The sequence below is a fragment of the Streptomyces sp. NPDC004031 genome (genome assembly GCF_053604375.1).
Genome location: NZ_JBSGHL010000022.1, coordinates 1 through 24865, shown reverse-complemented (window position 1 = coordinate 24865; position 24865 = coordinate 1). Strand labels below are relative to the sequence as shown.

Below are 24865 nucleotides of genomic sequence, written 5' to 3'. Positions count from 1 at the left end.
TCTGAGCGGGGCGCGGCGCGAAGGGGAAGCGGGTCGCGGGGAGGTACCGGGAAGCTCGGGGTCCCGGCGCCTCCGCGGGTCCCGCCCGGTCCCGGGGGAGGGCGCGGTGCGCAGCCGCACGGGCGGCGGGAGCAGGAGGGGCGGGGGGTCGGGGAGGGCAGGGAGGGGCGCGGGTGGGGGCCGGGAGGGAAAAGGCCGCCCCGGCGTCGTGACGACGCCGGGGCGGCCTTTCGTTTCGCACCGACCCGGTGTGCGGATCGGCTCCCGTCCAGCTCTTTGGGCTCTTGTCGCTCTCGTGGCTCTTTCAGCTCTTGGCGACGAAGACGTGCGAGGCGACCTCCGCGTCCAGCTCGGCGGCCTCACCGCCGCTGCCGACCATGACGCCCCCGGCGGAGCTGGTCACGCTGACCACGGCGCCGGGCTGCACGCCCGCCCGCCGCAGCGTGTGCATCACCTGGGCGTCGGTCTGGATCGGCTCGCCGATCCGCCGCACGACGACGCTGGCCGCGGAGTCGCCCGGCCGCAGATCGCTCAGGCTGACCATGCCCTCCTCCAGGAAGGGGTCGGTCTCCCGCTCCTCGCCCAGCTCCTCCAGGCCCGGGATCGGGTTGCCGTACGGGGATTCGGTGGGATGCCGCAGCAGCTCCAGCACCCGCCGCTCCACCGCCTCGCTCATGACGTGCTCCCAGCGGCACGCCTCCGCGTGCACCTGCTCCCACTCCAGGCCGATGACGTCGACCAGCAGGCATTCGGCGATGCGGTGCTTGCGCATCACCCGGGTCGCGGTGCGGCGGCCCTCGGCGGTCAGCTCCAGATGCCGGTCGCCCGCGACATGCAGCAGGCCGTCCCGCTCCATGCGTGCGACCGTCTGGGAGACCGTCGGTCCGCTCTGGTCGAGGCGCTCGGCGATTCGGGCGCGCATCGGGACCACGCCCTCCTCCTCCAGCTCCAGGATGGTGCGGAGATACATCTCCGTCGTGTCGATGAGTCCGGACATGCGCGCCCCTCATGTGAATCGTGCGTGGCCCTCGACCAATTCTGACGCATGCCACCGACAACCGGCCCCCAAGTGGAGTGTCCGCCCGCGACGGGCTCTCCTTGACACCGGCGGCGCAGGGCAGCACGGTGATCCGCATGAGTGAGCCAGCCGAGGATCTGTCGGACCGGTACTTCGACGCCGCCATCGGCCTGCTGCGCCGGGCGCGCGACGAGGAGGGCCCGGCGATCAGGGCCGCCGCGGCCGCCGTCGCCGACGCCGTCGAGGCAGGCGGCAGGGTCTTCGCCTTCGGCGCCGGCCACTCCTCGCTGCCCGCACAGGACGTCGTCTACCGCGCGGGCGGCCTCGCCCTGATGAACCTGCTCGTGGTGCCGGGCGTGGTGGGCATCGACGTGCGGCCCGCGACGCTGGGCAGCGCGCTGGAGCAGATCGACGGGCTCGCCGGGGTGGTGCTGGACACCAGCCCGGTCCGGCGCGGCGACGTGCTGTTCGTGATCTCGCTGTCCGGCCGCAACGCCCTTCCGGTGGAGATGGCGCAGAAGGCCCGGACGCTCGGCGCGACGGTGGTCGGCGTCACATCGGTCGCCTACGCCGAGCAGACCGCGTCCCGGCACGTGTCGGGCACCTTCCTCCGGGACCACTGCGACATCGTCCTGGACTCCAAGATCGCGGTGGGCGACGCCGAGCTGTCCGACGACTCGATTCCCGCGCCGTTCGCCCCGGCCTCGACCGTCGTGACCAGCGCCCTGATGCAGGCCGTCGTCGCGACCGCGGCCGCCGACCTGGCCGCGCGCGGGGTCACCCCGCCGATGCTCCGCTCGGGCAACGTGGACGGCGGGCACGACTGGAACGTGCAGGTCTTCGAGCAGTACCGGGACCGGATCTTCTACCGGCACTGAGGGCGCGGCGGACCGCCGGACCCGCCCCGTCACGGCGCCGTACGGCCGGTCCCCGCGCCATGCCGCGGGCCGCCGCCCGGCTACCGCTCCCCGGCGAGCCCCGCCAGGTCCAGGGCCATGGCCACGCGCGCGGCCACGTCCTCGGCGTAGGCGGCGTCGGCGCGGTCGAACAGGCGGCGCCCCGGGCCGCGCAGGAAGGTCAGCGCCCCGACCGTACGGCCGCGGCTGCGCAGCACGGTGACCAGCCCGTGCGCCGTCCCGGGCGGCCAGCGGCGCGCTGCCGCCCACGCCCGCGGCCCGGCCTCCGCCGCGTGGTCCCCGGGGACCTCGGGGCCGTAGCTGGTGCGTACGGTGCCGATCCGCTCCAGGGCCTGGAGCGCGGGGTGGGTGGCGGGGTAGCCGACGGGGATGCCGCTCTCGGCCGAGTCCAGGAGCAGCCGGCAGGGGCCCGGCTCTCCCGCGGGCGTGGCGGCGATCCGTATCAGCCGCTCGGCGTCGTCTGCGAGGTCGAGCAGCGCGTGGTCGGCGAAACCCGCGAGGGCGAAGTCCAGGTGCAGCGCTGCGGCCTCCAGGGCGCTGCCGCACTCGGCGGCGGCGCGGTCGGCGCGGTGCAGCTGCTGGTAGCGGAAGCGGACCTGCGCGCCCTCGGTCTCCGCGGTCTTCTGCCGGGTGATGTCGATGAAGAGCCAGCCCACGCCCAGCGGTGCGGGTTCCTCGCCGAGCGGCGAGCCGAGCCGTACGAAGCCGCAGCGCCAGCAGCGCCGCCTGCCCTCCGGGTCGGCGCGCAGGGCCACCCACAGGTCCGTGGTGGCCGGCGGCGGGCCCTCGGCCAGTACGTGCTGGAGCGCCGTCTCCAGCTCCTCGACGCCCTGGGTGAGCAGACTCCCCAGCGGGCGCCCCAGCACCTCGTCACGGCCGGTCCTGAGCATCCGCGCGGCCGTCGGGTTGGCGACGGCGGGCCGCAGGTCGGCGTCGATCAGCACCACGCCCCAGGAGGCGCCCGCGAAGAGCGCCTCGCTGAGCGCGATGGAGCGCTCCAGGTCGATCTGCGCGTGCACCTCGGAGAAGGCGCAGTAGACGCCCGTGGGCCGCCCGTCCGGGCCGGGCACCGCGGCGGACTGGGTACGGACCAGCACCCGGTGGCCGTCCTTGGTCAGCAGCGCGAACTCGTGGACGTGACGGCCGGGCGAGCCCATCACCCGGCGCAGCCACTCCTCGGCCTCCACCGCGTCGGCCGCGCGCGCCGCCCATCCGGCGAAGCCGTGCCGTCCGATCGCGTCGTCGGCCGTCCAGCCGAGGATCCGTGCCGCCTCGGCGTTCCAGTGGGTGACCACGCCGTCGTCGTCGAAGGCGGCGAAACCCGCCTCCATGCCGTCGAGGAGCGCCGCCAGCAGCCGCTCGCCACCGCCGTGCGCCTCGCCGCCGGGAGCGGCGTCCGTCCCACCTCCGGCCGGTTCCGCCGTTCCCGCGGGACCGCCGGTGTCGTCATCGCCGCTGCCGTTGCCCAGCGGTTTCGGTTGCGCGTCGAAAGGCTGCACGCCACCACATTCAACCCTTGTGTGGGGTGGGTCACACGCACTTTCCGTAAATCAGTTGTGCGGCCGCCGGACGGTTTCCTAATGTGGCGGCACACACGAAGGGAGGTGGTCTGAAGCATGGTTTGCAGTCGGACACGTGAGGTGACCGCGGGCTAGCTCCGCGCACTGGGCGTGCGCGTTGCGCGCCAATCCCACGCAGTCACCCGACCCGCGGGCTCGCCGGACTTGTCCGGCCGGTGTCCGGAGCCGCCAGGCTCCGGAGGGCAGCCCGCGGGTCGTTCCTTTTCCCGCCGCATATCGCCGCGCCCGGCGCGCACATATTGCCGGTCGGTTTCCGGCCACGCCGGGTTCTTCCCGGCGCGCGGTCCGCGGCCCTTTCCCGCCGGGCCGCAGCGGGTCTCAGGGCGCCAGCCGCTCCACCGACCAGCCGCCGGCCGTGTCGCGGACGTACCGCAGCCGGTCGTGCAGCCGGTCCTCCCGGCCCTGCCAGAATTCGACGCTCACCGGGGCGACCCGGAATCCGCCCCAGAAGGACGGCACGGGCACCTCGGTGCCCTCCGGCCAGCGCGCGGCCAGTTCGGCGTACCGCTTCTCCAGCGCCTCGCGGGAGGCGACGACCGTGGACTGCTCACTCGCCCAGGCGCCGATCTGCGAGCCGTGCGGGCGGCTGTGGAAATAGGCGGCGGTCTCCTCCGGCGTCACCCGGGCGACGGTGCCGGAGACGATGACCTGGCGGGTGATCGGATGCCACGGGAAGAGCAGCGAGGCGCGCGGGTTGGCCGCCAGGGCGCGGGCCTTGCGGGACTGGTAGTTGCTGTAGAAGACGAAGCCGCCCAGGTCGTAGCCCTTGAGCAGGACCGTGCGGGAGGTGGGCAGGCCGTCGCCGTCCGCGGTGGACAGCACCATGGCGTTGGGTTCGGCGATCACACCGTCCGCGGCCGCGGCCACGGCGTCGGTGAACCAGCGGGCGAACTGCGTGTACGGCTCGGGAGCCAGCGCGTCCTCGGTGAGGCCGACGGAGCGGTAGCGCTGGCGCATGGCGGCGGGGTCGGGCCCGTCCCGCAGGAGGTCGTGGGGTTCTCGCACGCGCACATCCTTCCAGGGGAGGGAAGGTTCGTGCCCGCGGCCGATACCGGGCGGTGTGCGGCATCTCACGCGCTCTGACATGTCCACATACCGGGAGAATGGCTGGTCCGAATGGAGCAGGGTGGGCTCCCGCATGACGGGGCATGACCGGAGAGCCGTACCGCCGCCCGACTGCCGACAGCATCGAAGGAGCCGCCGCATGTCCGACTTCGTACCCGGACTCGAAGGAGTCGTCGCGTTCGAGACGGAGATCGCCGAGCCCGACCGGGAGGGCGGGTCGCTGCGCTACCGCGGGGTCGACATCGAGGAACTGGTCGGGCACGTGAGCTTCGGCAACGTCTGGGGCCTGTTGGTCGACGGGCGCTTCGACCCCGGGCTGCCGCCCGCCGAGCCCTTCCCGATCCCGGTGCACTCCGGTGACGTACGGGTCGACGTCCAGTCGGCGCTGGCCATGCTCGCGCCCGTGTGGGGGCTGCGCCCGCTGCTGGACATCGACGCCGGGCAGGCCCGCGACGACCTGGCACGTGCCGCGGTGATGGCGCTGTCGTACGTCGCCCAGTCCGCGCGCGGCCAGCACCAGCCGATGGTGCCGCAGCGGGAGATCGACAAGGCGCGGTCCATCACCGAGCGGTTCATGATCCGCTGGCGCGGCGAGCCGGACCCCCGGCACGTCGCGGCGGTGGACGCGTACTGGACGTCGGCGGCCGAGCACGGCATGAACGCCTCCACCTTCACCGCCCGCGTCATCGCCTCGACCGGCGCCGACGTGGCCGCCGCGCTCTCCGGCGCGGTCGGCGCCATGTCCGGGCCGCTGCACGGCGGCGCCCCCTCCCGCGTCCTCGGCATGATCGAGGAGATCGAGCGCACGGGCGACGCCACCGGCTACGTGAAGGGCGCGCTCGACCGGGGCGAGCGCCTGATGGGCTTCGGGCACCGCGTCTACCGCGCCGAGGACCCGCGGGCCCGCGTCCTGCGCCGCACCGCCCGCGAACTGGGCGCGCCGCGCTACGAGGTGGCCGAGGCGCTGGAGAAGGCGGCCCTCGCCGAGCTGCACGAGCGGCGCCCGGATCGCGTCCTGGCCACCAATGTGGAGTTCTGGGCGGCGATCATGCTGGACTTCGCGGAGGTCCCCGCGCACATGTTCACGTCGATGTTCACGTGCGCGCGCACCGCGGGGTGGTCGGCGCACATCCTGGAGCAGAAGCGCACCGGCCGCCTGGTCCGCCCCTCCGCCCGTTACACCGGTCCGGGCGCCCGCAGCCTGCACACCATCGAGGGCGACCCGACGACGACGTCCTGAGCCACGGGCCGGGCCGCTGCCTGACCGGTGGGCGCCGCGCCCCGCTTGCCCCGCCCGGCCCCCGTTCAGCGGGAGCCGGGCGGGGCCGCGTCCAGTGCCTCGGCCAGGACCTCGGCGAGGTGCCGGGCGGTCGTGCCGGGCGCGAGCTGGGCGATCTGGGTGCGGCAGGAGAAGCCGTCGGCCAGGACCACCGCGTCGCCGTCCGCCGCCCGCAGCGCAGGCAGCAGCGCCTCCTCCGCGCAGGCGGCGGACACCTCGTAGTGGCCGTCCTCGAAGCCGAAGTTGCCGGCCAGCCCGCAGCAGCCGCCGGTCAGCTCACCGGCCAGTCCGGCGCGGGCGCGCAGCCTGCGGTCGGCGGCGTCGCCGAGCACGGCGTGCTGGTGGCAGTGCGTCTGACCCACCGCCGTGCGGTCCAGGCGCGGTGGCTGCCAGTCGGGCGCGAGTTCCTCCAGCACCTCGGCGAAGGTGCGTACGGCGGCGGCCAGCCGGGCGGCCCGCGGCTCGCCGGGGCCGAGCAGTTCGGGCAGGTCGGCGCGCAGCGCGGCGGCGCAGCTCGGTTCGAGCACGACGAGCGGCAGCCCGGCGTCGAGGGCGGGTTCCAGCCGGTCGAGGGTGCGCCGCATCACCGCCCGAGCGCGGTCGAGCTGCCCGGTGGAGACCCAGGTCAGCCCGCAGCAGACGGAAGCCCGCGGCAGGACGACGCGCAGCCCCGCCGCCCGCAGCACCCGCACGGCCGCCCGGCCCGCGGCGGGCGCGAGGTGGTCGGTGAACGTGTCGGGCCACAGCACGACCGTGCGCGGTCCGGTGGAGGACCACTCGGACGGAGTAATCCGCTCTACGCCGTCCGGGGTGTCGCGTTGCGCCCAACGGGTGAATGTCTCGGTCGCCAGTTCGGGCAGTTCGCGCTCCTTTGCGATCCCGGCGAATCGTTTGGCCAGCCATGCGGTTGACCGCCTCCGGCCAAGGAAATTGAGCGGCCGGGCGAACCTGCGAGCGATTTTCAGCCACAGCGGAAGCCAGCCCATCGCGTAGTGGGTGCGCGGCCGCAGCCGCCCGCGGTAGTGCTGGTGGAGGAATTCCGCCTTGTAGGTCGCCATGTCCACCTCGACCGGGCAGTCCGATCGGCAGCCCTTGCAGGAAAGGCACAGATCCAGCGCCTCCTTGACTTCCGTCGATCTCCAGCCGTCGGTGACGATCTCCCCGGCGAGCATCTCGTGCAGCAGCCGCGCCCGGCCGCGGGTGGAATGCCGCTCCTCCCCGGTGACCCGGAAGGACGGGCACATGACACCGGAACCACCACCGGAATCGGCTGCCGAGGAGCGACATTTGGCCACCCCGACGCAGCGCCGGACGGCGGCAACGAAATCGCCACCATCACCCGGATAGGTGAAGGCCACCGGGATCAAACCTGCGTTTTTGGAAGGCAGCACGGCGAAGCGGAGGTTGCTATCAATGGGATCGGGTCGCACAAGCGTTCCCGGTCCCATCCCGCCGTCGGGGTCCCAGAGATCCTTGAAATCTGAAAAGAGTGCCATCATTTCCGGGCCGTACATCTTCGGCAGCAGCTCGGCGCGCGCCTGCCCGTCGCCGTGCTCGCCGGACAGCGATCCGCCGTGCGCCACCACCAGGTCGGCGACGTCCTCGGAGAAGCGGCGGAAGCGTGCGACGCCGTCCGGTGCGACGAGGTCGAAGTCGATCCGCACGTGCACGCATCCGTCGCCGAAGTGGCCGTAGGGCGCGCCGCGCAGCCCGTGCGCGGCCAGCAGGGCCCGGAACTCCCGCAGATAGCCGCCCAGCCGGGCGGGAGGCACCGCGCAGTCCTCCCAGCCCGGCCATGCCTCCGTCCCGTCGGGCATACGGGTGGCGGTTCCGGCCGCGTCCTCCCGGATCCGCCACAGGGCGCGCTGCCGCGCGGGGTCGGCGACGACGGCGTGACCGGTCGCGCCGTCGGCCGCCCGGCAGATCTCCCGCGCGCGTGCCTCCGCCTCGTCGGGGCCGTCCCCACCGGTCTCGACGAACAGCCAGGCACCGCCGCGCGGGAGTTCGGCCGCGGCCGCCTCCCCCACCAGGTCGGCCGCCATCCCCTCCACCGTCAGCGGCCGCAGCGGCAGCAGCAGGTGCGCGGCCTGCGCGGCCGCGCTCTCGTCGGGGTAGCCGAGCACCGCGAGCGCCCGTGCGGCCGGCGCGGGCACCAGGGCCACGGTCGCCTCCGTCAGCACCGCGAGCGTCCCCTCGCTGCCGGTGAAGGCCCGTGCCGCGTCCCTGCCGTGCTCGGGCAGCAGCCGGTCGAGCGCGTATCCGGAGATACGGCGCGGCAGTTGCGGGAAACCGGTCCGCAGCAGTGCCAGGTTGCCGTCGGCGAGCGCGGTCATGCCGTCGCGCAGCCGCGCGGGAAGGCCCGCCAGACCGTCGGTGCCGAGCCGGACGGCCTCGCCGCGGTAGGTGACGGCGTCCAGTGCCCGGACGTTGTCGGCGGTGGTGCCCCAGGCCACCGAGTGCGCGCCGCACGCGTTGTTGCCGATCATGCCGCCGAGGGTGCAGCGGCTGTGCGTGGAGGGGTCGGGGCCGAAGGTCAGCCCGTGCCCGGCGGCGGCCCGCCGCAGGTCGTCCAGGACGAGGCCGGGCTGCACACGAGCGGTCCGCGTGGCGGGATCGATCTCCAGCAGCCGGTTCATGTGCCGGGTGAAGTCCAGCACGACCCCGGTGCCGGTGGCCTGCCCGGCGATGGAGGTGCCCCCGCCCCGGGCCGTCACCGGCACGCTGTGCTCCCGGCACACCGCGAGCGCCGCCGCCACGTCCGCGGCGTCCGCGGGGGCCACCACGCCGAGCGGCACCCGCCGGTAGTTGGACGCGTCCATCGTCACCAGCGCCCGCGCGCCCGCGTCCCAGGCCACGTCCCCGCGCACCGCGGCGCGCAGCGCCCGTTCCAGTCCGGCGGTCCCGCCCGCCCTGCCGCCACCTGTCATGGCCCCCACCTTGCACGTCTGCGCGGACCGGCGCATCCAAGGGGCGCGCGGAGGCGCCGGGCGTCGCCGGGATGCGTCAAAAGACCGTCTCACCCGATGGGACGCCCCCTGAAACAGGCCCGTAACGGGCTACCCTGCGTCCGTGGCCGATATCGAGATTCCCGCTGACATCAAGCCCGCCGACGGTCGATTCGGGTCGGGCCCCTCCAAGGTGCGCACCCAGGCGCTCGACGCCCTGGCCGCCACCGGGACGTCCCTGCTCGGCACCTCCCACCGGCAGGCGCCGGTGAAGAACCTGGTGGGCCAGGTGCGCGACGGCGTCAAGCAGCTGTTCTCCCTGCCGGACGGCTACGAGGTCGTCCTCGGCAACGGCGGGTCCACCGCGTTCTGGGACATCGCCACGCACGGCCTGATCACGGCCAAGTCCCAGCACCTGTCGTTCGGCGAGTTCTCGTCGAAGTTCGCCAAGGCGGCGCAGCTCGCGCCGTGGCTGGACGAGCCGACGGTCGTCAAGTCCGACCCGGGCACCCACCCGGAGCCCGTCGCCGAGGGCGGTGTGGACGTCTACGCGTTCACCCACAACGAGACCTCGACGGGCGTCGCCGCCCCGATCCGCCGTGTCGCGGGCGCGGACGACGGCGCGCTGGTCCTGGTGGACGCCACCTCGGGCGCCGGCGGCCTGCCGGTCGACATCACCGAGACGGACGTCTACTACTTCGCGCCGCAGAAGTCCTTCGCCGCCGACGGCGGCCTGTGGATCGCGGCGTTCTCCCCGGCCGCCCTGGAGCGCGCCGCCACCATCGCCGCGAGCAGCCGGCACATCCCGGCGTTCTTCGACCTGCCGACGGCCATCGACAACTCGGTGAAGAACCAGACGTACAACACCCCCGCGGTCGGCACGCTCTTCCTGCTCAAGGAGCAGCTGGAGTGGATCAACGGGCAGGGCGGCCTGAAGTGGGCCACCGAGCGCACCGCCGACTCCTCGTCGCGGCTGTACGGGTGGGCCGAGAAGTCCTCCTACGCCACGCCGTTCGTCACCGATCCGGCGAAGCGTTCGCAGGTCGTCGGCACCATCGACTTCGCCGACGGTGTGGACGCGGCGGCCGTGGCCAAGGTGCTCCGGGCCAACGGCATCGTCGACACCGAGCCCTACCGCAAGCTGGGCCGCAACCAGCTGCGCGTGGCGATGTTCCCGGCCGTCGAGCCGTCGGACGTCGAGGCGCTGACGGCGTGCATCGACTACGTCATCGGCAAGCTCTGACCGGCTGACCGCACGGCATCCCGCCGCCGGGGCTCAGCCCCGGCGGCGGCGCAGCACCGCGCGCAGCCCCAGGCCCAGCGCGACGGCCACGGCCAGCGCTCCGAGGCCCACCGTCCGGCCGCCCGCGCCGCCGGATCCCTGCCCGGCCGCCTCCGCCCCGGCACCGCCCGTCCGCGCGCCGGGCGCCGTCGTCGCGCCCTTGCCCGCCGTCCCGCTCCCGGGCGTCTGCTTCGGGGGCAGCGGGGGCACGCTGTCGGGCAGCTGGGAGTCCGTCAGGGGGGCACGCCACACCTGGCTGTTGCGGCCCTCGCTGCCGTACATCAGCGCCCGGCCGTCCGGGGTGAAGGTGACGCCCTCGCCCTGTGCCTGCATGGGGACGTCGAGGTCGGCGATCTTGCTCGGCACACCGCCCGTCCAGCGGTACTCCGCCGACCAGAAGTAGCCGCGCAGCACCAGGCGGCTGCCGTCGGGGGAGAAGGCCCCGTCGGTCACCCACGGCACGTCGGCGATGCGCCGGAAGGTGTTGACGCGGTGGGCGGAGAGTTCGGCCGGGCCCTGGTAGAGGCCGCCGCCGGACTGCTTCTTGCTGGCGATGTAGACCCGGCCGGTCTTCGGCTGGACCATCAGGGCCTCGGCGTTACGCGGGCCCTGGTCGTAGCGGACGGTGTAGCGGGTGACGCCGACGCTCTGGTCGCGCAGCTTCTGCGGCTCGGGGAAGCGGTAGATCCACACCTCCTTCCAGGCGCCGTCGAGGTTGTCGCCGATGTCGCCGACGTACAGGTCGCCGTCCGGGCCGATCGATATCGCCTCGACGTCCCTGGGGTGGATCCCGCGCATCGTCACCCGGGCCACGGTTTTGCCGGTGGCCGAGTCGACCGCGTAGACGTAGGGGCCGTCGCCGCTGTCGTTGTGCGTCCAGTAGATCCCCGGGTGCAGGCGGCTGGCCGCCAGCCCGCTGGCCTCCGCGATCCGCGGGTCGGAGATCGTGAAGGCCACGGTGGGGCCGTTGCCGAGGGCCGCGGCGGGCGTGCCCGCCCACGCCAGGGCGAGGGCGGCGCAGGCGGCGGCCGTCGGGAGGTACGCGCGCATGCACCCCAGTGTCCCCGGTCGCGCGGGGGTCGAGGATGATGCCCGGCATGCGTTACCTCTTCGTCGGCGACTCCATGACCATCGGCGCCTCCGGCGACTACACGTGGCGTTACCGCATGTGGCGTCACCTGGTCGCGCAGGGCGAGCCCTTCGCCGTGGTCGGGCCGCGCGACGGGCTGTACGACCGGGCGGCGGACGCCGCGGTCTCCGCCGACTACGCCGACCCGGCCTTCCCGCCGCACGCCCGGCGGCACCTGGCGGGCTGGGGCGAGGGCTGGCTGCACCTGGCGCCGCTGATAGGGGACGTCGTCCGCGAGCACCGGCCCGACGTGCTGCTGGTCTCCCTCGGCCTGATCGACCTCGGCTTCTACACCGACGCGGGGCAGACCCTCGCCAACGTCGAGCGCTTCATCAGCGGGGCGCGCGCCGCGGCGCCCGGGATCCGCATGGTGCTGCTGCCGGTGATACCCAACACCCGCGCCGACCTGGACCCGGACTTCGCCGTGCAGTGCGCGGAGCTGAACACGCTGCTGGCCAAGGCCGTCGCCGAGCACGACTCGCCCGCCTCGCCGCTGCTGCTGGCCTCCCGCCCGGACGGCTACGACATACTCCTCGACACCTACGACGGCACCCACCCCAACGCGGCCGGCGAGCACAAGCTGGCGGCCGCCTTCGCCGACGCCATGCACCAGGCGTGGGGCCTCGGAGCGCCCTACTCCGGGCACTGAGCCCTGCCGTGCCCGCTGCGCCCGGCAGCGCCCCACCTGGCCGTACGCCGTCCGGTCCAGCTCCCGGACGGTCCCTTGATTCGAGCGCACTCCAAGGGCTTGGCTGGAGGTCATGGAGTACACACAGCTCGGACGCACCGGTCTCAAGGTCAGCCGCCTGGTCCTCGGCACGATGAACTTCGGTCCGCAGACCACCGAGGCGGACAGCCACACGATCATGGACGCGGCCCTCGACGCCGGGGTCAACTTCTTCGACACCGCCAACGTCTACGGCTGGGGTGAGAACAAGGGCAGGACCGAGGAGATCGTCGGCTCCTGGTTCGCCAAGGGCGGCGGCCGCCGGGACCGGACGGTGCTGGCCACCAAGGTCTACGGCAACATGGGCGCGGACGGCGAGGCCTGGCCCAACCACGACAAGCTGTCGGCCCTGAACATCCGCCGCGCGGTGGACGCCAGCCTCCAGCGGCTGGGCACCGACTACATCGACCTCTACCAGTTCCACCACGTCGACCGGGCCACGCCGTGGGACGAGATCTGGCAGGCCATCGACGTCCTGGTGACCCAGGGCAAGATCCTCTACGCCGGGTCGAGCAACTTCGCCGGCTGGCACATCGCGCAGGCCAACGAGGCGGCCCGGCGGCGCGGCTCGCTCGGTCTGACGTCCGAGCAGTGCCTGTACAACCTGATGGAGCGGCGCGCGGAGATGGAGGTCATCCCCGCGGCCCAGGGCTACGGCCTCGGCGTGATCCCGTGGTCGCCGCTGCACGGCGGGCTGCTCGGCGGGGTGCTACGCAAGCAGGCCGAGGGCGGCGCGTCCCGCTCGACCGGCGGGCGGGCGGCCGACTCGCTGGCCGACCCGGCGCAGCGCGCGCAGATCCAGGCGTACGAGGACCTGTGCGGCAAGCACGGGCTGAACCCGGGAGACGTGGGCCTGGCCTGGCTGCTGACCCGGCCGGGCGTCACCGGGCCGATCGTCGGCCCGCGCACCACGGAGCAGCTGGAGTCGGCGCTGCGGGCGGTGGACCTGGAGCTGTCCGCGGAGTTCCTCGCGGCGCTGGACGAGGTCTTCCCGGGCCCGGGACCGTCCCCGGAGGCCTTCGCCTGGTAGGCGGGCGGCACCCCGGCGGTACGCCGGTACGCCGCCGCGGTCAGCGCACCGCGGCGGCGACCGCGACCACCACGAGCATCAGGAAAAGGGCGGCGGTCATCACACGGGTACGGGTCTTGGGGTCCACCCTTCGAGGTTAACCGGCGCCGCCGTCCGCCCCGCGCGCGGGCGGCGGTGCGGCAGCGCCCCCGCCGAGCGGCCACGCGCCGACGACCGTGTAGTGCGAGCGCTCGCCGGGAATACCGGAGCGCGGCAGCAGGCTCGCGACGAGGCTGAGCTCGGCCGCCGTCCACCGGCTGCCCCGGAAGCCGTCGAGCGCGGCGGCGAAGGGGCGCAGGTCGGTGCGGGCGCCCCGGGAGGCGCGGGCGAGCGTGAGGTGGGCTCGGAAGCCGTGCTCCTCGTCGGCCGGGACCCCGGCCCGGCGCGCCGCCGCCCGTACGGTGGCCGCGAGCGCGCCCGCGGCCCGTACGTCGCCCTCGGCCCCGGCCCACAGCGCCCGGTCGCCGAACCGCCCGCCGCCCGAGATGCGCAGGGCGCAGGGCTCGTGGCGGCGGGCGGCGCGGGCGAGGCGCTCGTCGAGGTCGGGGCGCAGGGTGTCGGGCACCTCGCCGAGGAAGGCCAGCGTGTAGTGCCAGCCGTCCGGCGCGGTCCAGCGCAGGTCACGGGCCCCCGGCAGCGCGTGCAGCGGGCCGAGGGCCGCCGTCAGCTCGGCGGCAGCCCCGGGCGGCGGCAGCAGCGCCGCGAAGAGCCTCACAGTGCCGGACTGGGCGCGTTGCTGGCGCGCCGCGCGGCCTCGTCGGGAGCGGCGGGCACGTTGTCGCACGCGGCAGGCGCGGCGGAGGTGGCGGGCGCGGGCGGCGCGGGCCGGACGGCCTTCACCGGCGCTTCGGCGGGCACGGGCGTCACCGACTGCACGGCGGATGCGGGCTGGACGGCCGGGGCGCCCGGCACACCGGCCGGGTCGCGGGGCACGAAGGCGACGAGCGGACGGCCGCTGCCGCGCCGCAGGTCGACCTGGGGGCGCAGGCCCGCCGCGCGGGCGAGGACCAGGCCGACACCGGCGGCGGCGAGCGCGGAGATCAGGCCGCCGCTCATGAAGCCGACGCGGGCGCCGTAGGTGTCGGTGACCCAGCCCATGACCGGGCCGCCGATCGGGGTGCCGCCGACGAAGACCATCATGTACAGGCTCATCACCCGGCCGCGCATGACGGGGTCGGTGGCGAGCTGGACGCTGGCGTTGGCGGTGGTGTTGAAGGTGAGTCCGAAGGCGCCGATCGGCACCAGCAGCACCGCGAAGACCCAGAAGGCCGGGGCGAGCGAGGCGGCGGCCTCCAGCAGGCCGAAGACCGCGGCGGCGGCGACCAGCATCCGCAGCCGGGTGCGGGTGCGGCGGGCGGCGAGCAGGGCGCCGATGAGGGAGCCGCCGGCCATCAGCGAGTTGAGGATGCCGTAGGTGCCGGCGCCGCTGTCGAAGACCTTGTTGGCGAAGGCCGACAGCCAGATCGGGAAGTTGAAGCCGAAGGTGCCGATGAAGCCGACCAGCACGATGGGCCAGATCAGCTCGGGCCGCCCGGCGACGTAGTGCAGCCCCTCGCGCAGTTGCCCCTTGCGGCCGCGCGGCGCCTTCTCGATCGTGTGCAGCTCGGCGGTGCGCATGAGCAGCAGGCCGGTGAGCGGGGCGAGGAAGGACAGGCCGTTGATCAGGAAGGCCCAGCCGCTGCCGACCGCGGTGATCAGCACACCGGCGACGGCCGGACCGACGAGCCGGGCGGCCTGGAAGTTCGCGGCGTTGAGCGAGACGGCGTTGCGGACCACGTCGGGGCCGACCATCTCGACGACGAAGGTCTGCCGGGTGGGGTTGTCGACGACGGTCACCACGCCGAGCAGGAAGGCGATCGTGTACACGTGCCAGACCTGGACCACACCGCCCAGGGTGAGGCCGGCGAGCAGCAGGCCGAGGATGCCGAGCGCGGCCTGGGTGCACAGCAGGATCTTCCGCTTGGGGTAGCGGTCGGCGATCACTCCGCCGTACAGGCCGAAAAGCAGCATCGGCAGGAACTGCATCGCGGTGGTGATGCCGACCGCGAAGGAGGAGCCGGTGATGCTGAGCACCAGCCAGTCCTGGGCGATCCGCGACATCCAGGTGCCGGTGTTGGACACCACGGCGCCGGTCGCGAAAAGCCGGTAGTTGCGGATCCTGAGCGAGCTGAAGGTGCCCGTCTTCGTCTCCGCGGGACGGTCAGGTTCGGTTGCGGTGTGTGGTCCGGCTGCCGAACTCAATCGGTACTCGCCTCCCCCTCTTCGGGTCTTCCGGTTCGGTCACAGGTGAGCGAGCTTCTCCAGGACGGGCGCGGCCTGGCGCATGATCGCCAGCTCCTCCTCGGTCAGCCGCTCGGCGAGCGAGGCCAGCCACGCGTTGCGCTTGCTGCGGCTCTCGGCCAGCATCGAGTCGGCCTGCTCGGTACGGCTGACCACGACCTGGCGGCGGTCCTCGGGGTGCGGCTCCCGCCGGACCAGGCCCTTGGCCTCCAGCATCGCCACGATGCGGGTCATCGACGGGGGCTGGACGTGCTCCTTGCGGGCCAGCTCGCCGGGTGTGGCGGAGCCGCAGCGGGCGAGGGTGCCCAGCACCGACATCTCGGTAGGGCTCAGCGTCTCGTCGACGCGCTGGTTGCGCAGCCGGCGGGACAGCCGCATCACGGCGCCGCGCAGTTCGTTGACAGCAGCGCGGTCGTCCTCGGACAGTTCGGTCACGGTGTTTAGGTTAGCTCATTAGTTAACCTAAGTACAATCTGCACGCACATGGGCCACGCGGCCGGGCGGGCCCGGCCGCACCCGCCGGATTCCGGCGGCGCACGACCGGACCCGCCCGGTTCGTTTACGCGCCACTCGCCCACATCTCACCCGAACGGATGAGGTCGCGGGCGAAAGCGGCCCCGTCGGCCGCCCTCGCCCGCGACCGTGGGCGTATGGCATCGAGAGTGTTCAGTCTGCGCATAGACGCGCAGTTGTGGGACCGGATCTGCGAGCATGCCGCCCGACGCGGGATGACCGCACAGGACTACGTCGTCGCGACCCTGGTCCGTGAGGACTTCGACGAGCGCTTCAAGGCCGCGGTCGAGGAGACCGACCGCTTCTACGGCCGCCGCGAGGAGCCGCCGTCCGCGGCTCCTCCGGCGCCCGCCGTCCCGCCGCAGCCGCCCTACAGCAGCCCCAGCGCCGGCATCAGGTAGTAGAAGGCGAAGACGGCCGAGACCGCGTAGAGGGCGATCGGGACCTCCTTGCCCCGCCCGGCGACGATCCGCAGCACGCAGAAGGTCAGGAAGCCGATCCCGATGCCGTTGGTGATCGAGTAGGTGAACGGCATCAGCACCATCGTCAGGAACGCCGGGATGGCGATGGTGAAGTCGCTCCAGTCGATCTCCCGGATCGACCCGGCGAGGATCAGGAAGCCCACCGCGATCAGCGCGGGCGTGGCCGCCTGCGCGGGCACCATGGTGGCCAGCGGCGTGAGGAACAGCGCGAGCACGAACATCAGGCCGGTGACGACGCTGGCGAGGCCGGTCCGCGCGCCCTCGCCGACACCGGCGGTGGACTCCACGAAGCAGGTGTTCGCCGACGACGAGGTGGCGCCGCCGACCGCGGTGGCGACACCGTCGATCATCAGGACCTTGTTGATGCCCGGCAGGTCGCCCTTCTTGTCCAGCAGACCGGCCTCGTCGCTCACGCCGAGGATCGTGCCCATCGCGTCGAAGAAGCACGACAGCAGCACGGTGAAGACGAACAGCACGCCGGTGAGGATGCCGACCTCGTGGAAGCCGCCGAACAGGCTGACCTTGCCGACCAGGCCGAAGTCCGGGGTGGCGACCGGGTTGCCGGGCCACTTGGGAACGGTCAGGCCCCAGTTCCCCGCCGGGATGTCGGCCACGGCGTCGATGATCACCGCGAGCACGGTCATGGTGACGATGGAGATCAGGATCGCGCCCGCGACCTTGCGGATGATCAGGCCCAGCGTGAGCAGCGTGCCCAGGATGAAGATCAGCACGGGCCAGCCGGTGAGGTGGCCGTCGGCGCCGAGCTGCAGCGGGACCGTGGTGTGCGCGGCGTCCGGGATGCGGCTGACGAAGCCGGAGTCGACCAGGCCGATCAGCAGGATGAACAGGCCGATACCGATCGCGATGCCCTTGCGCAGCCCCAGCGGCACCGCCGTCATGACGCGCTCGCGCAGGCCGGTGGCGACCATGAGCATGATCGCGATACCGGCGAGCACCACCATGCCCATCGCGTCCGGCCAGCTCATCTTGGGCGCGAGCTGGAGGGCGACGACGGTGTTGACGCCGAGACCGGCGGCGAGCGCGATCGGCACGTTGCCGATGACGCCCATCAGCAGCGTGGTGAAGGCCGCGGTGATCACCGTCGCGGTGACGAGCTGGCCACCGTTGAGGTGGTGGCCGAACTTGTCCACTGCCGAGCCGAGGATGATCGGGTTCAGCACGATGATGTAGGCCATCGCGAAGAAGGTCGCGAGACCGCCGCGGATCTCCCGCGCGATCGTGGAACCGCGCTCTGAGATGCGGAAATAGCGGTCCAGCGGGTTGCTGGACGGGTGACCGGACGACCGGCCCATGTCGACCGGAGCGGGGGCCGAGGCGGGCATGTGAAACCTCATGGGGGCGGGGGCTCGCCCTCATATGGGCGATCATACGAATGATTTCAGTCAACACTGACTGGTTTCAGTATGAATACACAACCACCCAAAAAGCCATCTCCGCGCGTAGACACCCGGGGTTCCGCGCCCCGGGCGCCCCCGCCGCCCGCCCGCGTCCGGCAGCCCCCGGCCGCATACGATGGGCGCCATGAGCAAGCAGCCAGGACCCCTGCGCGAGGCCCCCGAGCCCCTGGAGGCCAACGACGTCATGACCGTCACGGTCGGGACGATCGTCTGGGCCGCGCTCTTCGTGGTGCAGCTCCCCTTCTACGGCTGGTACTCCGACCACGGGCACACGTGGTTCATCTGGTCCTGCGCGGCGGGCGCCGGCCTCGGCCTGGTCGGCCTGAAGTACGTCCGGGCCCGGCGCGACGCCATCGCCCGGCACCGCGCCGCCGCCGCGGCCGGATCCGGCGGGGACAGCGCGCCGGACGCGTAACCGGGCGCGTAAAACGCCCGGAAACGGGTGAAAGCCGTCCGCGGCACGTACCGTCGGCTCATGGCGGAAGGCAACCTCACGGACGTGGCGGCGCGGCTGCCGGGGCTGAGCAGCGCCGAGGTGGCGCGGCGGACGGCGGCGGGGCAGGTCAACGACGTCCCCGTACGGTCCTCGCGCTCGGTGCCGGAGATCGTCCGGGCCAACGTCCTGACCCGCTTCAACGCGATCATCGGCGGGCTCTTCCTGGTCATCCTGGTCGTCGGCCCGATCCAGGACGGCCTGTTCGGCTTCGTCATCGTCGCCAACACCGCGATCGGCATCTTCCAGGAGCTGCGGGCCAAGCACACCCTGGACAGCCTCGCGGTCATCGGCGAGGCCCGCCCGGAGGTGCGCAGGGACGGCGAGACGGTCGAGATCCCCACCGCCGCGATCGTGCTCGGCGACCTGGTCGAGCTGGGCTCGGGCGACAAGGTCGTGGTGGACGGCGAGGTCGCCGAGGCCGACGGGCTGGAGATCGACGAGTCGCTGCTGACCGGCGAGGCCGACCCGGTGCTCAAGCACCCCGGCGACCCGGTGATGTCCGGCAGCTTCGTCGTCGCGGGCGGCGGCGCCTTCACCGCCACCAAGGTGGGCCGCGACGCCTACGCCACCCAGCTCGCCGAGGAGGCGTCGCGCTTCACGCTGGTCAACTCCGAGCTGCGCGGCGGCATCAGCCGGATCCTGAAGTACATCACCTGGGCGATGGTGCCGACCGCGATCGGGCTGATCATCAGCCAGTTCACGGTGGAGAGCCATGACGCGCGCGAGGCGGTGCGCCGGACGGTCGGCGGCATCGTGCCCATGGTGCCCGAGGGCCTGGTGCTGCTGACCTCGGTGGCCTTCGCGATCGGCGTGGTCCGGCTCGGCCGCAAGCAGTGCCTGGTGCAGGAGCTGCCCGCGATCGAGGGGCTGGCCCGGGTCGACGTGGTGTGCCTGGACAAGACCGGCACCCTGACCGAGGGCGGCATGGACGTCACCGAGTTGCGCCCGCTGGACGGCGGAAACGGCACGAGCCGCGCGGACGGCGCGGACAACGGGTACGCGGCTCGGGCGCTCGCCGCGCTCGGCGGCTCCGACCCGCGGCCCAACGCCAGCCTCCAGGCGATCATCGACGCCTACCCCCCGTCCGGCGCCGCGGACTGGCGCGGCCGGGGTGTGCTGCCCTTCAGCTCGGCGCGCAAGTACAGCGGCGCCGCCTTCACCGAGCCGGACGGCACGGAGAGCGCCTGGCTGCTCGGCGCGCCGGACGTGCTGCTCCCGGCGGGGCACGCGGCGCTCGGCGAGGTGGACCGGCTGAACGACCAGGGCTTGCGGGTGCTGCTGCTGGCCCGCACCGGTCGCCCGCTGGACGACCCCGAGATCGCGCGGGACGTCACACCCGTCGCACTCGTCGTCCTGGAGCAGCGGCTGCGGCCCGACGCGGGCGACACGCTGCGGTATTTCGCCGAGCAGGGCGTGCACGTCAAGGTGATCTCGGGGGACAACGCGGTCTCGGTGGGCGCGGTCGCCGGGAAGCTCGGGCTGCCGGGCGCGCAGGCGCCGGTGGACGCGCGGCGGCTGCCGCCCGAGCGGGACGCGATGGCCGAGGTGCTGGACGAGGGCGCGGTCTTCGGCCGGGTCACCCCGCAGCAGAAGCGGGACATGGTCGGCGCCCTCCAGTCACGCGGCCACAACGTGGCGATGACCGGTGACGGGGTCAACGACGTGCTCGCGCTCAAGGACGCCGACATCGGCGTGTCCATGGGCTCGGGTTCGGAGGCCACCCGGGCGGTCGCGCAGATCGTGCTGCTGGACAACAGCTTCGCCACGCTGCCCTCGGTGGTGGCCGAGGGGCGCCGGGTGATCGGCAACATCACCCGGGTCGCGACGCTCTTCCTCACCAAGACCGTCTACTCGGTGCTGCTCGCGGTGCTGGTGGTGTGCTGGCAGGTGCCGTACCCGTTCCTGCCGCGGCATCTGACGCTGCTGTCGACGCTGACCATCGGGGTGCCCGCCTTCTTCCTGGCGCTCGCGCCGAACAAGGAGCGGGCCCGGCCGAACTTCGTCCGCCGGGTCATGCGGTACTCCACACCCGCCGGGATCATCTGCGGAGCGGCGTCCTTCGTCGCCTACCTGGTGGCCCGTCACCACTACACCGGCCGCGGCGCGCTGGACGCGGAGACCAGCGCGGCGACGCTGACGCTCTTCCTGCTGGAGCTGTGGGTGCTGGCGATCATCGCCCGGCCGTACACCTGGTGGCGGATCCTGCTGGTGCTGGCCATGGTGCTGGGTTTCGCGCTCGTGCTCGCCGTCCCGTGGCTGCAGAACTTCTTCGCGCTGAAGCTCGTCGGGGACGAGGTGCCCTGGGCCGCGGTGGGGATCGCGGCGGCGGGCGCGGTGCTGCTGGAGGTCAGCTGGGCGGTGGTGCGGCGCCGGGAGCGGACGGAGGGCTGACCGGGGGGCTCGGCAGTATGCCGAGCGCGTGGCATAGGTGCAGCGCGTGGCAGTATGCCGAGCCCCCGGCAATGTGCCGGGGCGGCGCGTACGGCAGGCGGGTCAGTCGAACCAGCGGTCGCGGGCCAGCTCCTGCGTACGGGACGGGTCCTCCAGCAGCGCGGCCAGCTCGAAGCGGCGCTCCCAGCGGCCCGCCGCCCAGGCGAGACCGGCGGCCACGCCCTCGACGGTCGCGGCGTGCAGGACTCCCTCGGCGTAGCGCCAGTCCACCTCGATGTCGCCGTTGAGCAGCAGTTCCTCGTGCTCGACGTACGAGGTGGGCGCGCCCGGCAGCAGGTCGTGGACGGCGGGCAGCACGTCGTGCGGCTCGCCCTGCGAGACGACGGCGGCCTCCACGGCCTCGCTGAGCCTGCGGACCTGGAAGAGGTCGGCAAGTTCGGCGGCCAGCCGCGGCGGTACGGGCAGCAGCGGCAGCCCGGCGGCCAGCGGCAGCAGGTCGGGGGCGTCGGCGACCAGCGCGTCCGCGGCGTCCACCACGACCGTCTCGCCGTCCACGACGGCCCGCAGCTCGTCCGGGAGCGTGACCTGGTCGGGGTCGAGGAGTGCGAGGGCGGCGTAGAGGGCGTGCAGCTGCGCGGGGGTGACGGGCCGGCCGGGGTCGGCGAGCCGGGCGAGGAGTTCCGCGGCGCCGCCCGGCTCGTCCAGCAGCGCGCTGACCGTGGTGCGCACCCCGAGCGCGCGCAGCACCTGCTCGTCCACGCCGGAGTCGGTCTCGGCCTCGTCGTAGAGCCCGGCGAGCAGCCGGTCGCCGCCCGCCGTCCGCAGGCCCACCGGGGTGCGGCCGTCCAGCACGGGGTGGTCGCGCAGCCACCAGGCGGCGTACGGGCGGACGGACTCGGTGGTGCCGTCCGGCAGCAGCACCCGCACGGGCGCGGTCACGGCGTCCCGCAGCGGCGGGCGGGAGAGCAGCGCGAGGGCCTGCGGCCAGGCGTCGTCGTCGACGAGGTCGAGGTCGCGGACGCCGACGACCTCGGTGGCGACCGGCGGCACGTCGGTCTCCGGCAGCTGGTCGAGGACGTCCTCGCACCACACGTCGACGGCGTCCAGCAGCCCGACGTCGTCCGGCTCGGCCCAGTCGCTGTCGCGCGGCTCCAGGTCGTCCGGGTCGAGGACGACGTCGGCGGCGCGCACCAGCGCGAAGGTCGCGAGCACGCCGACCGCGGTGAGCGGCTGCTCGCCCCAGCGCTCGGCCAGGTCCGGGTCGAGGGTGCCCAGCTCGCCCTCGCGCAGCACGGCCTCCAGCTCGCTGCCGGGCAGCACCAGCTCACCGGCGGGCGTCGGCTCGCCCTCGTCGTCGGGCAGCGCGAGGGCCGCGAGCCACGGCTCGTCGCCGGGGGCGAGGGCGGCGGCGCGGGCGAGCGTCAGCACGGTGTCGGCCAGCTCGTCGGCGTCCAGTCCGGATTCCTCGACGTCCCACGCAGTGTCCTCGTCGAGCGAGGCGGCGACGGCGGCGCGTACCTGCGGCGAGGTGAGGATCGCCCGCGGGGTCGCGGGCGCGGCGCCGAGTTTCTCCAGCAGCGGGTGCGCGGCGTCCGGGTGGGCCAGCCGCAGCCCGAGGCGGGCGAGCAGCGCCGGGTCGGGCGCGTCGGCGCCCTCCGCCGAGCCCGGCACGGGCAGCAGCACCTGCCGCGGGCCGACCACGGTGCGGCCGTCGGCGAGCGGCACGGGCAGGCCGCTGAGCACGTCGGCGTCGGTGCCGGCGAGCGCGTCGTAGAGCCGCCACCACCACTGTGCGGGGCGTTCGGTGCCCGCGAGTCGGTCCACGGCCTCGCCGAGCGACAGCCGGGCGACACCGAGCTGCCGCAGCGCCGGGCGGCGCTCCAGCGCGGACGGGACCAGCGTCGGCAGCACCTCGGCCAGCACCCGGACCGCCTCGGCGCCCGCGCCCTCGACGACCTCGGCCTCGACCGGGCGCAGCGCCTTGCCGTCCCCCGCGAGCGGGCCGCCGCCGTCCCACGCGTCGGCGTCCACGGCGGGCGCCGCGGCCTCGTCGGCGGCCGGGGGCGCGGCCCGCGGCAGGAACGGTGTGCGCGGCAGCCGGTCCAGGACGCGGCGGCGCAGCTCGGCGTCCAGCTCGCCCTTGCCGAGCGGGCCGGGCACCAGGTCGACGACGCCGGTCCCCACCGGGCGCCAGGCGGCGAGCAGAGCCACGTACGCCTCGGCGGCCCGCGCCACCAGGAAGTCGGTGAGCGGGCCGGGGGCGGCGTGCCGCCGGGTCGGGTCGAGCGGCAGCGAGGCCAGCAGCAGGGCGGGGAGGCCGAGCGGTTCGTCGGTCGGCGTCGGGGCGTGCACGACGGCCGCGGTGCGCGGCGCGGCGGGCGAGCCGTCGGCGGCGACGGGCACCGCCCAGGTCACCGACCACACCGGGCGCAGCCGCTCCTCGACGGGCCGGTCGGCGAGCAGGTCGGCGGTCAGGGCCCCGCCGTCGCTCACCACCCGCCAGCGGGTGGGCGCGGCCGCGGCGCTGTCCGCGACGACGACGTCACCGCCGTCCACGGCGGTACGGGTGAGGGTGCGCACGCCCTCCGGGGTCTCGACGACGACCTCGGCGAGGCCCGGCAAGGCCAGCAGCAGCGCGTCGTCGACGGCGGCCAGCAGCCGCCCGGCCAGGTCCTCGGCGGCGCCGTCGCGCAGCGGCAGCACCACGACGGTGTCGTACGTGTCGGGCGCGGTGCCCTCCGCGGGCATCGGCAGCCGCAGCAGCGGCACATGGCCCTCGCGACGGCGCAGCTCGTCGTCGAGGCCCGGCACGGCGGCGGCCATCTCCCGCGCCTCGGCCAGTGACCAGCGCACCCCGCCGCCGCGCCCGACGACAGCCGGTTCGTCGCTGACGGCGAGCACGGCGGCGAAGCCGACACCGAAGCGGCCGACCGCGCCGGGCCCGTCGTCGCGCTTGGCGGAAGCGCGCAGCGTGGACAGCGACTCGACGGCGGCGGCGTCCAGGGCGGCGCCGGTGTTCGCGGCGGCGAGCACGGCGGGGGCGTCGCCGGTGGCCTCGTGGTAGGTCAGCCGCAGCCGTCCCGGCACGCCCGCGCGGGTGGCGGCGTCGGCGGCGTTCTGGGCCAGCTCGACGACGAGCCGGTCGCGGTGGCCGCCGAGCGCGAGGTCCTCCTCGGCGTTGGCGTCCTCGCGGAAGCGGGCGGCGGAGGCGGTCCAGGCGGTCAGGACCGCCCGGCGCAGGTCCGCGGTGCGGAAGGGGTCGGGGTGGCCTTCCAGGGGCGTGCGGATTACGCCTGCGCGGGTCAACGTACGGTCCTTCGCTCGCCGGATCGCCCCGTCAGGGGCTGTGCGCTGTGCACGGTGACCGTACCGCCATTCGGCGTGCCCTTCATCCCGCGCACGGCCCCGCCGGAACGGGCGGCCCGGGACGCGCTCGGGCTCCGCCGGGGGCCCTCCCGTGCGCGTCTGCGGGAGGCGGCGCCGCGCCCTTCGCGCTCCGGGGTGCCTGGTGCGGCAGGCGTCGCGGCCGTCCCGCCGCCGTGGCTCGTCGCTCCAGTCTGCCCCGGAGCTTCGCCCGGGAGGGACCCCCACGCGCCCCTGGGAACGCTCGCCCTCCCCGCGGCAGCGTGCCCGGCACGGGACCGGTCAGGAGGCCGCAGGAGGCGCACCGGGGGCCCTCAGCGGCCCGGCTCCGGTCTCCGGCGCCGGGAGGCCGGTCCGGGGGCTCAGGAGGTCGTCGGAGCCTCGCCGTCGTCGTCGCCCGCGTCGGTCCGGACCGGCTGGCCCAGCGGGAGCGGGTCGGTGTCGTGGAATTCGTCGAGGACCATCGGCGCGGGCTGCGGGGGCTTGGGCATGACCGCGGCCTCGGAGTGGCCGCCGCAGCCGTAGCCGAGCGACACCAGGCGGCCGTCGGCCGGGGAGAACTCGTTGGCGCACACCCCGAAGGCCTGGCTCAGCGAGCCGCTGATCGGCACCAGGAAGCCGCAGCTGGCGCAGTTGGCGGGGGCGGCCTGCGCCATCGCCGTCTTGGGGCCGAACTGCTCGTCCCAGCGGTCGGCGGCGGTGTGCAGCCCGTAGCGGGACAGCACCCGCGGGCGGCCCATCCCGAGCTGCCCGGCGAGCGCGGCGATCGTGGCCACGGACGGCACGACGGCGTCCTCGCCGTCCGCCGGGAACTCCTGCTCGGCGACGGCGCCGCGCGGCTCGTCCTCGCCCGTCCAGCCCGGTTCCAGGCGCAGGTCGTCGGCCTCGGTCGGCAGCAGGTCGCCCGGCCC

Annotated in this window: 19 protein-coding genes; 8 read left to right on the top strand and 11 right to left on the bottom strand. The window is 74.2% G+C overall.

Annotated features, from left to right (window positions below; genetic code table 11):
* Positions 1 to 304: 304 nt before the first annotated feature.
* Positions 305 to 997 (bottom strand): metal-dependent transcriptional regulator, encoded by a 693-nt coding sequence (locus tag ACWERV_RS16395; RefSeq protein WP_452933332.1) that lies wholly within the window; start codon positions 995 to 997, stop codon positions 305 to 307.
* Positions 998 to 1134: 137 nt separating this feature from the next.
* Here ACWERV_RS16395 and ACWERV_RS16390 point away from each other — a divergent pair, with 137 nt between their 5' ends.
* Positions 1135 to 1896 (top strand): SIS domain-containing protein, encoded by a 762-nt coding sequence (locus ACWERV_RS16390; RefSeq protein WP_452933330.1) that lies wholly within the window; start codon positions 1135 to 1137, stop codon positions 1894 to 1896.
* Between the two features lie 80 nt (positions 1897 to 1976).
* On the opposite strand, the gene ACWERV_RS16385 is transcribed toward ACWERV_RS16390, so the two are convergent.
* Entirely contained in the window at positions 1977 to 3434 is a 1458-nt protein-coding gene (locus ACWERV_RS16385) for a PAS domain-containing protein (protein WP_452933329.1), read from the bottom strand.
* A gap of 399 nt (positions 3435 to 3833) precedes the next feature.
* A complete protein-coding gene (pdxH, locus tag ACWERV_RS16380) occupies positions 3834 to 4472 on the bottom strand; it encodes a pyridoxamine 5'-phosphate oxidase (RefSeq protein WP_452933467.1) in 639 nt (212 codons plus the stop codon).
* Between the two features lie 247 nt (positions 4473 to 4719).
* Here pdxH and ACWERV_RS16375 point away from each other — a divergent pair, with 247 nt between their 5' ends.
* Positions 4720 to 5820: a citrate synthase 2 gene (locus tag ACWERV_RS16375; RefSeq protein ID WP_452933327.1), complete on the top strand. Its 1101-nt coding sequence runs from the start codon at positions 4720 to 4722 to the stop codon at positions 5818 to 5820.
* Positions 5821 to 5885: 65 nt separating this feature from the next.
* On the opposite strand, the gene ACWERV_RS16370 is transcribed toward ACWERV_RS16375, so the two are convergent.
* The gene (locus ACWERV_RS16370) at positions 5886 to 8786 is read right to left on the bottom strand and encodes an FAD-binding and (Fe-S)-binding domain-containing protein (protein ID WP_452933325.1); all 2901 of its coding nucleotides are present in this window, start codon (positions 8784 to 8786) and stop codon (positions 5886 to 5888) included.
* Between the two features lie 142 nt (positions 8787 to 8928).
* Between ACWERV_RS16370 and serC the strand changes: the two genes are divergently transcribed.
* Positions 8929 to 10047: a phosphoserine transaminase gene (serC, locus tag ACWERV_RS16365; protein WP_398176774.1), complete on the top strand. Its 1119-nt coding sequence runs from the start codon at positions 8929 to 8931 to the stop codon at positions 10045 to 10047.
* A gap of 33 nt (positions 10048 to 10080) precedes the next feature.
* Here the strand turns inward: serC and ACWERV_RS16360 are convergent, their stop codons facing one another.
* The gene (locus ACWERV_RS16360; RefSeq protein ID WP_452933324.1) at positions 10081 to 11136 is read right to left on the bottom strand and encodes a hypothetical protein; all 1056 of its coding nucleotides are present in this window, start codon (positions 11134 to 11136) and stop codon (positions 10081 to 10083) included.
* A 47-nt stretch (positions 11137 to 11183) separates the two neighbouring features.
* Here ACWERV_RS16360 and ACWERV_RS16355 point away from each other — a divergent pair, with 47 nt between their 5' ends.
* Both ACWERV_RS16355 and ACWERV_RS16350 read left to right on the top strand, forming a co-directional pair.
* Complete coding sequence (locus tag ACWERV_RS16355) at positions 11184 to 11864, top strand: GDSL-type esterase/lipase family protein (protein ID WP_452933322.1); 681 nt, start codon at positions 11184 to 11186, stop codon at positions 11862 to 11864.
* Between the two features lie 112 nt (positions 11865 to 11976).
* Positions 11977 to 12972 carry an aldo/keto reductase gene (locus ACWERV_RS16350; protein WP_452933320.1) on the top strand — a complete coding sequence of 332 codons (996 nt, stop codon included), beginning with the start codon at positions 11977 to 11979 and terminating at the stop codon, positions 12970 to 12972.
* A gap of 136 nt (positions 12973 to 13108) precedes the next feature.
* Here the strand turns inward: ACWERV_RS16350 and thpR are convergent, their stop codons facing one another.
* The 3 genes from thpR to ACWERV_RS16335 are packed head-to-tail and all read right to left on the bottom strand — an operon-like array spanning position 13109 to position 15669.
* On the bottom strand, positions 13109 to 13726 hold the full coding sequence (thpR, locus tag ACWERV_RS16345) for an RNA 2',3'-cyclic phosphodiesterase (protein ID WP_452933318.1): 618 nt from the start codon (positions 13724 to 13726) through the stop codon (positions 13109 to 13111).
* The gene (locus tag ACWERV_RS16340; RefSeq protein WP_452933316.1) at positions 13723 to 15252 is read right to left on the bottom strand and encodes an MFS transporter; all 1530 of its coding nucleotides are present in this window, start codon (positions 15250 to 15252) and stop codon (positions 13723 to 13725) included. The genes thpR and ACWERV_RS16340 overlap by 4 nt, the downstream gene beginning before the upstream one ends.
* 39 nt (positions 15253 to 15291) lie before the next feature.
* Entirely contained in the window at positions 15292 to 15669 is a 378-nt protein-coding gene (locus ACWERV_RS16335) for a MarR family winged helix-turn-helix transcriptional regulator (RefSeq protein WP_398177605.1), read from the bottom strand.
* Between the two features lie 272 nt (positions 15670 to 15941).
* On the opposite strand from ACWERV_RS16335, the gene ACWERV_RS16330 reads away from it, so the two are divergent.
* Positions 15942 to 16205, top strand: coding sequence for a hypothetical protein (locus ACWERV_RS16330; protein ID WP_398176762.1), 264 nt, complete (start codon positions 15942 to 15944; stop codon positions 16203 to 16205).
* On the opposite strand, the gene ACWERV_RS16325 is transcribed toward ACWERV_RS16330, so the two are convergent.
* Positions 16175 to 17629, bottom strand: a complete 1455-nt coding sequence (locus ACWERV_RS16325; RefSeq protein ID WP_452933314.1) for an NCS2 family permease — start codon at positions 17627 to 17629, stop codon at positions 16175 to 16177. The two genes, ACWERV_RS16330 and ACWERV_RS16325, sit on opposite strands and share 31 nt — an antisense overlap.
* Before the next feature lie 190 nt (positions 17630 to 17819).
* Here ACWERV_RS16325 and ACWERV_RS16320 point away from each other — a divergent pair, with 190 nt between their 5' ends.
* Entirely contained in the window at positions 17820 to 18119 is a 300-nt protein-coding gene (locus ACWERV_RS16320) for a DUF2530 domain-containing protein (RefSeq protein WP_452933312.1), read from the top strand.
* A gap of 60 nt (positions 18120 to 18179) precedes the next feature.
* Entirely contained in the window at positions 18180 to 20591 is a 2412-nt protein-coding gene (locus ACWERV_RS16315) for an HAD-IC family P-type ATPase (RefSeq protein ID WP_452933310.1), read from the top strand.
* A gap of 102 nt (positions 20592 to 20693) precedes the next feature.
* Here the strand turns inward: ACWERV_RS16315 and ACWERV_RS16310 are convergent, their stop codons facing one another.
* Both ACWERV_RS16310 and ACWERV_RS16305 read right to left on the bottom strand, forming a co-directional pair.
* Entirely contained in the window at positions 20694 to 23897 is a 3204-nt protein-coding gene (locus ACWERV_RS16310) for a sacsin N-terminal ATP-binding-like domain-containing protein (protein WP_452933309.1), read from the bottom strand.
* A gap of 419 nt (positions 23898 to 24316) precedes the next feature.
* On the bottom strand, positions 24317 to 24865 hold a 549-nt coding region (locus tag ACWERV_RS16305), incomplete at its 5' end, for a DUF3027 domain-containing protein (RefSeq protein ID WP_452933307.1).

Bases quoted from the DNA above. Each gene is read 5' to 3' on its own strand.
- ACWERV_RS16335 (WP_398177605.1), bottom strand. From the start codon at position 15,669: ATGCGGCTGTCCCGCCGGCTGCGCAACCAGCGCGTCGACGAGACGCTG.
- ACWERV_RS16395 (WP_452933332.1), bottom strand. From the start codon at position 997: ATGTCCGGACTCATCGACACGACGGAGATGTATCTCCGCACCATCCTG.
- ACWERV_RS16330 (WP_398176762.1), top strand. From the start codon at position 15,942: ATGGCATCGAGAGTGTTCAGTCTGCGCATAGACGCGCAGTTGTGGGAC.
- ACWERV_RS16370 (WP_452933325.1), bottom strand. From the start codon at position 8,786: ATGACAGGTGGCGGCAGGGCGGGCGGGACCGCCGGACTGGAACGGGCG.
- ACWERV_RS16325 (WP_452933314.1), bottom strand. From the start codon at position 17,629: ATGCCCGCCTCGGCCCCCGCTCCGGTCGACATGGGCCGGTCGTCCGGT.
- ACWERV_RS16355 (WP_452933322.1), top strand. From the start codon at position 11,184: ATGCGTTACCTCTTCGTCGGCGACTCCATGACCATCGGCGCCTCCGGC.
- ACWERV_RS16350 (WP_452933320.1), top strand. From the start codon at position 11,977: ATGGAGTACACACAGCTCGGACGCACCGGTCTCAAGGTCAGCCGCCTG.
- ACWERV_RS16375 (WP_452933327.1), top strand. From the start codon at position 4,720: ATGTCCGACTTCGTACCCGGACTCGAAGGAGTCGTCGCGTTCGAGACG.
- ACWERV_RS16360 (WP_452933324.1), bottom strand. From the start codon at position 11,136: ATGCGCGCGTACCTCCCGACGGCCGCCGCCTGCGCCGCCCTCGCCCTG.
- ACWERV_RS16315 (WP_452933310.1), top strand. From the start codon at position 18,180: ATGGCGGAAGGCAACCTCACGGACGTGGCGGCGCGGCTGCCGGGGCTG.
- pdxH (WP_452933467.1), bottom strand. From the start codon at position 4,472: ATGCGCCAGCGCTACCGCTCCGTCGGCCTCACCGAGGACGCGCTGGCT.
- ACWERV_RS16390 (WP_452933330.1), top strand. From the start codon at position 1,135: ATGAGTGAGCCAGCCGAGGATCTGTCGGACCGGTACTTCGACGCCGCC.
- ACWERV_RS16320 (WP_452933312.1), top strand. From the start codon at position 17,820: ATGGGCGCCATGAGCAAGCAGCCAGGACCCCTGCGCGAGGCCCCCGAG.